At 46.9% G+C, this 11,980-nt stretch carries 1 protein-coding gene; it reads right to left on the bottom strand.

Annotated features, from left to right (window positions below):
* Positions 1–27: 27 nt before the first annotated feature.
* The gene (locus tag KTO58_RS05880; protein WP_095840275.1) at positions 28–11,976 is read right to left on the bottom strand and encodes a hybrid non-ribosomal peptide synthetase/type I polyketide synthase; all 11,949 of its coding nucleotides are present in this window, start codon (positions 11,974–11,976) and stop codon (positions 28–30) included.
* Positions 11,977–11,980 lie beyond the last annotated feature (4 nt).

Raw genomic sequence — 11,980 nt, 5'->3', positions numbered from 1 at the left:
ACCAGTAGTTTTTTGAATAAAGAAGGGCTATCTAACAGGTTTCTTCTTTTGTTTCATGAGATAGTCGGATAGTTTTTCAATAGTCTGGTAATCATACATGTCTCTAAAGTGTATCTGATAATCAAGTTTTCTGATCCTATTCAACATCTGGAAGACGTTAAGCGAATGTCCTCCCAGTGCAAAGAAGTTGTCATCTATACCGACACTATCAACACTAAATATTTCTTTCCATATATCCGTCAACTTGCTATCCAGTTCATTACGAGGAGCCACATATTCATTGCCAAGGAAGCGGGGATTAACACCTGGTATCGGATTAACCGGTGCTGACTTTACCGTTTCTACATTACTCACTACCGCTTCTATTACCGGCTCCTGTTTCGGCAAATCATTCCCCTTCTCCACCCATTTCTTCAAACGTGTATCTAATGCTGTTTTTGACACTACTACATGTGGTAAATCGCGGTTACTGAGTATTAATTCCAATACTTCGCATAACTCGGCACCTGTGATATCCTGATCGCTGGAGTGCTCTTTGAATTCCAATCCGTCCAAGCCTACACTTACCCAATGTTCCAAACGTCCCGCGGCTACTTCCCGTTGCACGAACTGATCCATATAGCGGTTCGCTGTTGCGTAAGCGCCATAACCTACGCCACCCAATACAGTAGATATAGAGGAAGTTAAGAGGCAAAAGTCCAGTGCACGACCGGCAAGTACTACCGATAATGATTGCAAACCGTTGATCTTAGGATTGAACTGATGCATATAGTCGGCGGTGTTCAGCTCTGGTAACAGCCCGATGGAACGACCTTCTATGACACCAGCGGTATGAATAACACCGTTTATGGTACCCAATTGTTCTTCTGACAATACCAATGCTGCTTTCAACTGACCGGCATCGGAGATATCACAGGCTACGTAGCGCACTGCTCCCAGGTTCCGTAATTCCTCATAACGAGTTTGCCTGTCGCCATCTAACATCGCATTACGGCCTACAAGTACCAATCTGGCTTTATAACGCGTCAGCAGGTATTTAGACAATGTATAACCTAATTGGCCTAAACCACCTGTGATTAGGTAAACACCTCCCTGACGGAAAACACTACCCTCCCGCTCCAGTGACAACGCGTCGTAATGCTGCTGCCAGCGCTTGCCTCTCCTCAGGCCGATCACCGTACCACTACGAATAGCCGACAGTTCACGGCAAACAGACATTTCCAATGTGGCCTCGGATATGCCCAATTGACTAATATCTATATGTTGGGTACGAAGACCAGGATACTCCTGACCTATTACCTTCAGCAAACTTTGACCTAAGCTACTATATGCATCACCTGACTCATCTCCGCGTATCAGCTCTCCTTCCTCTGTCAGCAATACCAACTCCTGACTACAATGCTGCCAGGTACTTGCCATAGTGGCCAGGCTGTAACATAATGATGTATAATCTGCCCCTCCTTTATTGTCCATAGACCATACATGCAATAGCTGGTTGGGCTTAAAACCTTCTGAGTTTAAAGCAGCTGCCAACTGCTGATAGCTTTCCGTAAGAGTGGCGTCTATTTCATAAGTATGCGTATCCCGCTTATTAAAGGCTGTTCCTCTATATACTTCTACTACCTGATGGCCCTGTGCACCCAAACGGGCAGACAAGCGGGCACCAAAACCTTTTTTATCGCAGAATACTAATATCTGTCGGTCAGTCTGTACGTCCTGATTTAGTCCTCGTACTGACTGACGCCACCCGGGTACATAGAACCAATCGGATAGCTTACGGCCCTTATCTGACAAAGTACCTGATCCCAACTGTTGTTGTAATAGCTGATAAGCATCCACATGTACCGGATATTTCACCTGCTCAAAACTATAACCTGGTAAAGGCACCTTCAAGCGACGCTCATTACCATAATAATCCCGCCAGTTGATACTTACGCCTCGCTCCCATAACTGACCCAAACCGGTTAACAGGTAATGACCATCAGCTCCCGTATCACGTGCTCCACGAACCAGGGGAATACCCTCCTGTCCGGCCATACTGCATAAAGTACTCAACACCTTGCCTGGACCTACTTCCAGTAAAACAGACGTACTGCTGGTGGATAGCAACGTAGACAAGCCACCTGAAAAGTCTACGGTCGAACGTAAATGGTTCACCCAGTAGTCAGCCTGGCAGATCTCATCGGCCAAGGCTTCCTTACCCGTCACATTTGAAATAAATGGCAGGGAGGGTGTATGGAAGGTAATACCCGAAAAACAGCCACGGAAAGCGGGTAACACCTCATCCATCAGGTGTGAATGGAAGCCATGTGAGGTACGTAACTCCCGGCAAACATGACCCGATGATTCTAATTGTAGTTTTAATGCTGCTATCGAAGACTCTCTGCCGGACAATACACCCGAAGAAGGGCCATTGACTGCCGCCAGGCAGATATCCACTCCACACAATGCCAGCAACCCTTCACGATCCAATGACACACTCAGCATCTTACCTGTAGGTGCAGCCTGCATACATTCTCCCCGTTTTACTACCAGGTACAATGCATCTGATAAGCTAAATACACCACTCACACAAGCAGCCACATATTCTCCGATACTGTGACCGATCATCATAGAGGGCTGAACGCCCCAGCTCATCAGCAAACGAGCTAGGCTATATTCTATGATGAACAGACAGGGTTGGGTATATTCTGTCTGATCCATACGGGCATCTGCACCAAATAATACCGGACGCAGGTCTTTGCCACAACGGCGTTGGACAATAGACAAACACTCATCTACTGTACTACGGAAATGCGGCTCTTCTTCATACAGCCCCTGGCACATCCCGCTATATTGAGATCCCTGGCCAGGGAACAGAAAGGCAACACCTACTGTACGTTTGTCCGAAATATAATGACTCCCTGCCGACAGCCAGCCAGGGGTATTCAACAATGCCAACGCTTCGGAACGATTTCGGCAGACCAGCATCCGACGATACTGGAAGGCTTCACGTCCTACCTGTTGCGTATAGGCAATATCATTTAAGGAGGTGGTGGTATCCTGTTGCAGGTACGCCGACAAGCGGGCAGCATTACGCTCCAGCGCCCCTGGCGTTTTACCGGACAGCAGCAGCAACTGATGGCTGCGACCGGTACTGCCGGTGTCGCGCCCAGGTGCTTCTTCCAACACCACATGCACATTTGTACCACCTATACCAAAAGCACTCACGCCTGCCCGACGGGGATGACCATTACGTTCCCAGGGACGCAATGTTGTATTTACATAAAAAGGACTGTTAGCAAAGTCGATCTCCGGATTGGGTTGCTGGTAGTGCAGACTGGGCACCAGCTGGCCATGTTGCAGTGACAACACGGCCTTGATCAGACCCGCTACCCCGGCAGCCGTATCCAGGTGGCCGATGTTAGATTTTACAGAGCCGATTGCGCAGAATTGTTTCTTTTCTGTATTAAAAGCCCTTGTCAGACCGGCGATCTCTACAGGATCTCCCAGTTTGGTACCTGTACCATGTGCTTCAATATAGCCAATGGTTGACGGCTCGACACCTGCACTTGCATATGCCATATCGATTGCCTCGCGCTGCCCATTGATAGATGGTGCGGTATATCCTACCTTATCATTACCATCATTGTTAATGCCCGTACCCCGAATCACCGCATAAATATGGTCGCCATCCCGTACAGCATCATCTAACCTTTTTAACAGCACCACACCGGCACCTTCTCCATCTACCGTACCTGTCGCGGCTGCATCAAAAGCCCGGCAGTGTCCATCTGCGGAATGTATCATCCCTTCTTGATGCAGATATCCGGTTTTCGATATATTCTTTATTGCGATGCCGCCTGCCAGTGCCATGGTACAATCGCCAGCGAGCAAACTCCGGCAGGCCTGGTGTACAGCCATAAGGGAAGAAGAACAAGCGGATTGAACAAATATAGCCGGCCCTTTGAGATTAAGCTTATAAGAGATCTTAGTAGTCAGAAAACTAATATCCCGTAAATGTGAAGCACTAAAATCATCTATGCTTTCTTCTTCATTTTTAAGCATTGCATATACTTCCCAATTAGGATTCGATGCAGCCGATGCGAATAAACCTATTTTTGAATGCTGATCAAGTTTGCCATATCCTGCATTTTCCAATGCAGTCCAGCATACTTCATGGAACAGACGCATTTGAGGGTCCATTAAGCGAGCTTCAGCAGCCTGATAACCAAAAAAGCTGGCATCGAAAAATTCTTTCTTGTCTACATAAGCATTGGCTTTTACATAAGCAGGATCACTCAGTAAATGTGCATCTTCTCCTGCTTCCAATAATTCTTCCTGACTGAAGAACGAAATAGATTCAACACCTGACATCAGGTTATCCCAAAAATGGCTGATATCATTCGCACCCGGGAACCGACCATCAAGGCCAACAATAGCTATTGCTGTTCCCTTATCTCCTGCAGGATACGTGGACTTATATGTTTGTTTAGTCTGTAGCTGCGTATTTGTCCCGAGGATAAACTGTTTCATATCCCGGATAGTCGTCAGCCCAAACATGTCAGCCGTAGTAATATTACAGTTAAAGGCCTTATTAATCAGCTGATTGAGAGAAACTATTTTGAGTGAATTACCGCCCAATTCAAAAAAGTTCCTGTGTACGCTGATAACCTGTGGATCTACTTGCAATACGCTCGCCCATATTTCGACCAGTTTTTCTTCGACCTGCCCTTCCGGTGCTTTATAATCCACCTCTACCTTCAGTTCCGGAAGCGGAAGCGCCTTTTTATCCACCTTACCACTACTAGTCAATGGGAATTGCTCCAGGTGCACGAAGAACGATGGTATCATATAATCGGGGAGCTTATTCCGAAGGAATATTCTCAACTCAACAGGTGAAATTACCCTGTCACTTATATAATATGCAACTATATATTTATCTGCTGCTCTTTCTTTCACAACTACCACACTCTGTGCGATAGCAGGATGCGCTCCCAGCTGTACGGCAATTTCTCCCAATTCGATACGGAGCCCTCTTAATTTAACCTGGTCATCTATACGCCCCAGGTATTCAATATTCCCATCCTCTAACCAGCGAGTGAGGTCTCCTGTGCGATAGATCCGCTCCATTGGCACATAGGGATTGGGGATAAATTTCTCCGCTGTTAATGATATATTATTAAGGTAGCCTCTCGCCACACCTGCTCCTCCAATACACAATTCACCAGGAACCCCAACAGGCTGTAAAGCACCATACTTGTCAAGGATATATAACCTTACATTACTGATAGGCTTACCGATAGACATTTTCATGCCTTCCTGCAGATCTGCCAGAGAATAGGCACTGCTATATACGGTCCCTTCGGTCGGTCCATATATATTTTCCAGCTTAATGTCTCTCCCGAATTTCCTGAAATCATTCACAAGGTTTTCGCTCAATGCCTCTCCTGCGAGGAAAATATATTTCAGGCTTGTAATATTTTCTGTACCTATTTCCTTCAACGTATCCACAAAAGCCGCAAATACGGACGGAACAAAGTTGATATGAGTAGCTTTAAATCGTTTAATAGCTGCCACGACTTCCCGCATATCCGTCTTATGAACAGGATCCAGAATACAGAGACTGCCTCCCTCCATAAACCAACCAAAAAGCTCTGCTATAGATACGTCAAATGAAAATGCAGTCTTAAGCAGGAAACTATCCTGACTAGTAAGCGGGTATTTTGCCTGAAGTGCATGAATAATATTCAACAAAGAGCCGTGTTCTATCATCACCCCTTTAGGTTCACCGGTTGACCCAGATGTATAAATTACATAAGCAAGATCTTCCAGTGACAATGTATAAGACAAAGCGCCTTCTTTAGGACCGGTAACAGCAACGGCAAGGTCTTCTATATTCAGTACCTGTATCTCTCCTGTCAGCTCAATCTTATCTTCCCTGTGTTTAATTACCAATGACAGGCCAGCATCGGAAGCAATCGTATTTATCCTTGCCACCGGATGTTGCGGGTCAATAGGAACATACACTCCACCAGCTTTTAGTAAACCATATAAAAGAGGAATAAAATTCAGATCATAGGCCGTCATCACACCTACTAAGCCTCCTTTTGCCAGTTGCAGTTCGTCTCTGAAGTATAAAGCAATGTTATCAGACAGCGTTTTTAACTCACCATAGGTCATTACTTCTTCTTCAAACCGCAAGGCGGCTTTATCCGGTGTTTGTAGCGCTAACTGATCAAATAATGCCAGGAGACTCTTATCCGTTGGATACACAAGGCCTGTGTCATTAAAGCCAGTTAGTAGCTGTTGACGTTCCTCCTCTCCCAATACACTGATCTGGCTCATCTGAATATCAATCTGTTCAATAACAGTAGCTGCTATCTGTTTAAAATAACCGACAAACCTTTCAATCGTTGCCGGTTTGAACAGGGCTGTACTATATTCAAAATTGATGTATATCTTTTCTTCTCCCTCACTTGCGATAAGGGTCATATCGAATTTGGAAGCAGTATAATTACGATCATAAGTAGTGAGTTTCAATCCTTCCAGCTGTAAATCCGGATCTTCAAAATTCTCATAACTGAACATCACGTCGAACAATGGATTACGTCCCATATCGCGCGCTACTTCCAGTGCTTCGATCATATCTTCATACTGGTACTCCTGATTATCAAAACAGGATAATGTATTTTCTTTTATCCGTTGTAAGAACGAGCTGAAGGTATCTTCTCCGGCAGCGGCATTACGTAAGGGTAAAGTATTCACGAACATCCCCATTACGCCTTCCAGATCTGCATGTAAGCGACCGGCTGTCGGTGTACCGATTACAATGTCTTCCTGATTACTGAGTTTACTCAGTAACACATGATAGATGGAAAGTAACAACATAAACATTGATACCCTTTCCCGCTCTGCCAGTGCTCTCAATTTTGTAGTCAGGTCAGTGGATAGTTCGTTCATCGACACTGCCCCTTCCGAACTTTTAACTATGGGACGAGTAAAGTCTACAGGCAGGTTCAGCGGATCGGGGAGTATGTTGTATTGCTTTTTCCAGAATGCACGCTGCGCCGATATGCGTACCTGCTCTGCCGCACTCTGCTGCCATTGTGCATAATCTTTATATTGTAAGTGCAGCGCTGGTAATTCAGCTCCGCGATAAAGTGAACTAAAGTCATTGACCAGGATATCTGTAGATACCCCATCAGTTACTACGTGGTGCATATCTACCAGCAACACATGTGCTGCTTCTCCGATACGGATCAGCCCTGCACGCAACAAAGGTGCTTGTCCCAGGTCAAATGGACGGATAAACTGATCTACCAGGGAGGATACTCCTGCTGCATCACTCTCGTAAATCGTCCATTCAAAGCCTGCGATCGTTTCATGGACCCGCTGTTTTACTTCGCCTTCATGCAACTCGAAACTTGTACGCAGTATTTCATGGCGCGCTATCAGCTGTTCAAAACAAGTACGTAGCCGTTCTGCATCCAACGTGCCTTCCAACCGGATCACATGCGGCATATTATAGGTCAGCGCCGCTTTGTCAAAGGCATGTAAAAAGTACATCCGCCGCTGTGCTGCCGACAAGGCATATAAGCCCGCCCCACCTGCTGAAGGGATCGTTATGCTACGACCTGTTGTTTGTTTATTACTTGAAGTCGTTTCTAAACGGTTATAGATAAAAAGACTCTGTGTCGACAATACCGGATGATCATAGAAATCACGGATGGACATATCTACACCAAAAGTCTTGTGTATCCGCGATAACATCGTCAGCGCCTTCAGAGAATCGCCACCTATCTCGAAGAAGTCTGCTGAGCCGCCTAAATCAGCTTTACCGAAGAAACCCTCCCACATTGTCTGCAGTTGTTTGCTTACGCCAGACGCTGTTTTCTCAAAAACAAGATGTTTATTTATTACTTCTTCTTGCTCACCGTTGTCTATTGTTCCAGTCACCCATTGCTCCAACCGTCCCTGCAAAGGAGTCTTTGATACTACCACGTGCGATAAACCGCGATGGCTTAGTACTATTTCCATCATCTCACTTATCTCCGCACGGGTAATCTCTTCCGTCTTATTGTCTGCTGTAAAATCTAGTCCATCCAGGCTGACACTTAGCCAGCGTTGTAAACGGCCAGACCCTACTTCCCGTTGTACAAACTGGTCCATATAACGATTGGCGGTCGCATACGCACCAAAACCTAAACCGCCCAATACCGTCGATATCGAGGAGGTCAGCACACAGAAGTCCAGTGCACGATCAGCCAATACCTGCCACAAGGCATGAAGACCGCTGATCTTGGGATCGAACTGATGCATATAGTCACCAGTACTCAACTCCGGTAATAAACCTATGGAACGACCGTCCACCACTCCTGCGGCATGAATAACACCATTGATGGTACCCAGTTGTTCCTCTGACGACACCAATGCTGCCTTCAATTGACCGGCATCGGAGATATCACAGGCGACATAACGAACCACTCCTAAGCTGCACAATTCTTCATAACGTGTTTGTTTGTCACCGCTCAACTTTCTGTTGCGGCCTACCAGGATCAACTTAGCCTGATAACGACTCAGCAGGTATTTAGACAACGTATAACCCAGCTGACCCAAACCTCCCGTAATCAGGTAAACACCTCCGTCACGGAAAACACTACCTTCCCGATCTAGCCGCAAAGCATCGTAATGCTGTTGCCAGCGTTGACCCCGACGCAAACCGATCACCGAGCCCCGGCGAACGGCCGATAACTCACGGCAAACACATTCTTCCAGCCATTCTACAGATACTCCCGAATAACTGATATCTATTTGTTGGGTACGAAGTCCTGGATACTCCTGACCGATGACTTTCAACAGGCTCTGACCTAAACTGCTATATGCGTCGCCTGACTCATCCCCACGTATCAGCTCTCCTTCCTCTGTCAGCAACACCAACTCCTGGCTGCAATGCTGCCAGGTGATTGCCAGGTTAGATACACTGTAACACAAGGAGGTATAATCGGCAGCACTTTTACGGTCCATGGACCATAAATGTAGTAGCTGTGTAGGTTTAAAACCACCGGAAGATAGTATCGATGCCAACTGACTAAAATCTCCTGCAACGCCGCCATCTATCTCATAAACATCTACGGAAAGACTGGAAAAACCGCTTCCCTGGTAGACTTCTACCACCTCATGGCCTTGGGAACGAAGCCGGGCGGATAAGCGGGCGCCAAAACCACCTGCATCACTTAATAACAGGATCTGGCGGGTAGCCGTAGCAGCTGTACCTACCACCGACTGACGCCATCCGGGTACATAGAACCAATCGGATAGCTTACGGCCCTTATCTGACAAAGTACCTGATCCCAACTGTTGTTGTAATAGCTGATAAGCATCCACATGTACCGGATATTTCACCTGCTCAAAACTATAACCTGGTAAAGGCACCTTCAAGCGACGCTCATTACCATAATAATCCCGCCAGTTGATACTTACGCCTCGCTCCCATAACTGACCCAAACCGGTTAACAGGTAATGACCATCAGCTCCCGTATCACGTGCTCCACGAACCAGGGGAATACCCTCCTGTCCGGCCATACTGCATAAAGTACTCAACACCTTGCCTGGACCTACTTCCAGTAAAACAGACGTACTGCTGGTGGATAGCAACGTGGACAAGCCGCCTGAAAAGTCTACGGTCGAACGTAAATGGTTCACCCAGTAGTCAGCCTGGCAGATCTCATCGGCCAAGGCTTCCTTACCCGTCACATTTGAAATAAATGGCAGGGAGGGTGTATGGAAGGTAATACCCGAAAAACAGCCACGGAAAGCGGGTAACACCTCATCCATCAGGTGTGAATGGAAGCCATGTGAGGTACGTAACTCCCGGCAAACATGACCCGATGATTCTAATTGTAGTTTTAATGCTGCTATCGAAGACTCTCTGCCGGACAATACACCCGAAGAAGGGCCATTGACTGCCGCCAGGCAGATATCCACTCCACACAATGCCAGCAACCCTTCACGATCCAATGACACACTCAGCATCTTACCTGTAGGTGCAGCCTGCATACACTCTCCCCGTTTTACTACCAGGTACAATGCATCTGATAAGCTAAATACACCACTCACACAAGCAGCCACATATTCTCCGATACTGTGACCGATCATCATAGAGGGCTGAACGCCCCAGCTCATCAGCAAACGAGCCAGGCTATATTCTATGATGAACAGACAGGGTTGGGTATATTCTGTCTGATCCATACGGGCATCTTCACCAAATAATACCGGACGCAGGTCTTTGCCACAACGGCGTTGGACAATAGACAAACACTCATCTACTGTACTACGGAAATGCGGCTCTTCTTCATACAGCCCCTGGCACATCCCGCTATATTGAGATCCCTGGCCAGGGAACAGAAAGGCAACACCTACTGTGCGTTTGTCCGAAATATAATGACTCCCTGCCGACAGCCAGCCAGGGGTATTCAACAATGCCAACGCTTCGGATCGATTTCGGCAGACCAGCATCCGACGATAGTAAAAAGACTCACGTCCTACCTGTTGCGTATAGGCAATATCATTTAAGGAGGTGGTGGTATCCTGTTGCAGGTACGCCGACAAGCGGGCAGCATTACGCTCCAGCGCCCCTGGTGTCTTACCGGACAGCAGCAGCAACTGATGGCTGCGACCGGTACTGCCGGTGTCGCGCCCAGGTGCTTCTTCCAACACCACATGCACATTTGTGCCACCTATACCAAAAGCACTCACACCTGCCCGACGGGGATGACCATTACGTTCCCAGGGACGCAATGTTGTATTTACATAAAAAGGACTGTTAGCAAAGTCGATCTCCGGATTGGGTTGCTGGTAGTGCAGACTGGGCACCAGCTGGCCATGTTGCAGTGACAACACGGCCTTGATCAGACCCGCTACCCCGGCAGCCGTATCCAGGTGGCCGATGTTAGATTTTACAGAGCCGATCGCGCAGAATTGTTTCTTTTCTGTATTAAAAGCCCTTGTCAGACCAGCGATCTCCACAGGATCTCCCAATTTAGTACCTGTGCCGTGTGCTTCGATATAATCTATTGTATCAGCCTCTATCTTCGCCCATTTATGAGCTGTCATAATGGCCTCCATCTGACCGTCGATAGAGGGAGTGGTATATCCTACTTTATCACTGCCGTCATTATTGATACCCGTACCACGGATCACCGCATAAATGTGGTCGCCATCTTTTATAGCATTCTTAAGTTTTTTCAGTACAACCACCCCTGCTCCCTCTCCTCCTACGGTACCGCTGGCAGCCGCATCGAAAGTGCGGCAATGCCCGTCTACTGAGTGTATCATACCCTCCTGGTACAGATATCCTCTTTTTGATTCATTATGTACCGTAACTCCCCCTGCTAATGCTACCGTACAGTCTCCTACTAGAAGACTACGGCAGGCCTGGTGTACAGCTACCAATGAAGTAGAACAAGCGGTATCTACAGACATGGTCCAGCCCTTCAGGTTCAGGACATAAGCAATCCTGGTCGCCAAGAACCTTGTGTTACTAAGCTGAAGCGCTGAATAATCATCCATGAGCCCCTCCTCATTCTTGAGTGCTGCATAAACCTCCCAATTTACATTAGGGGTGGCTCCTGCAAAAAGACCGATCTTATTACCAGGTGTATTAGGATTACATCCTGCATCTTCCAGTGCAGCCCAGCATATCTCATGAAATAGCCGCATTTGGGGGTCCATCAGCTCTGCCTCAGGAGGAAGATATCCAAAAAAAGAAGCATCGAAGAACTCCTTGCCTTTCAAATATGCATTTGCTTTTACATAAGCCGGATTATCTATCACAGTAGCCGTCTCCCCTTCCTCCAATACCTCCTCTCTACTGAAAAATTCAACAGACTCTACTCCTTCTTTCAGATTGTTCCAAAAACTATGAATATCATCTGCACCCGGGAACTTACCCGCCATACCAATGATAGCGATCTCAAAACCAGTATATTCACTCATATAG

It is taken from the genome of Chitinophaga pendula, from assembly GCF_020386615.1.
Classification (GTDB): domain Bacteria; phylum Bacteroidota; class Bacteroidia; order Chitinophagales; family Chitinophagaceae; genus Chitinophaga; species Chitinophaga pendula.
The sequence above is the reverse complement of the archived record's forward strand: the minus strand, read 5'-3'. Positions and strand labels throughout refer to the sequence as shown.

Excerpts from the sequence above, each read along its gene's own strand:
- KTO58_RS05880 (WP_095840275.1), bottom strand. The coding sequence starts at position 11,976 with ATGAGTGAATATACTGGTTTTGAGATCGCTATCATTGGTATGGCGGGT.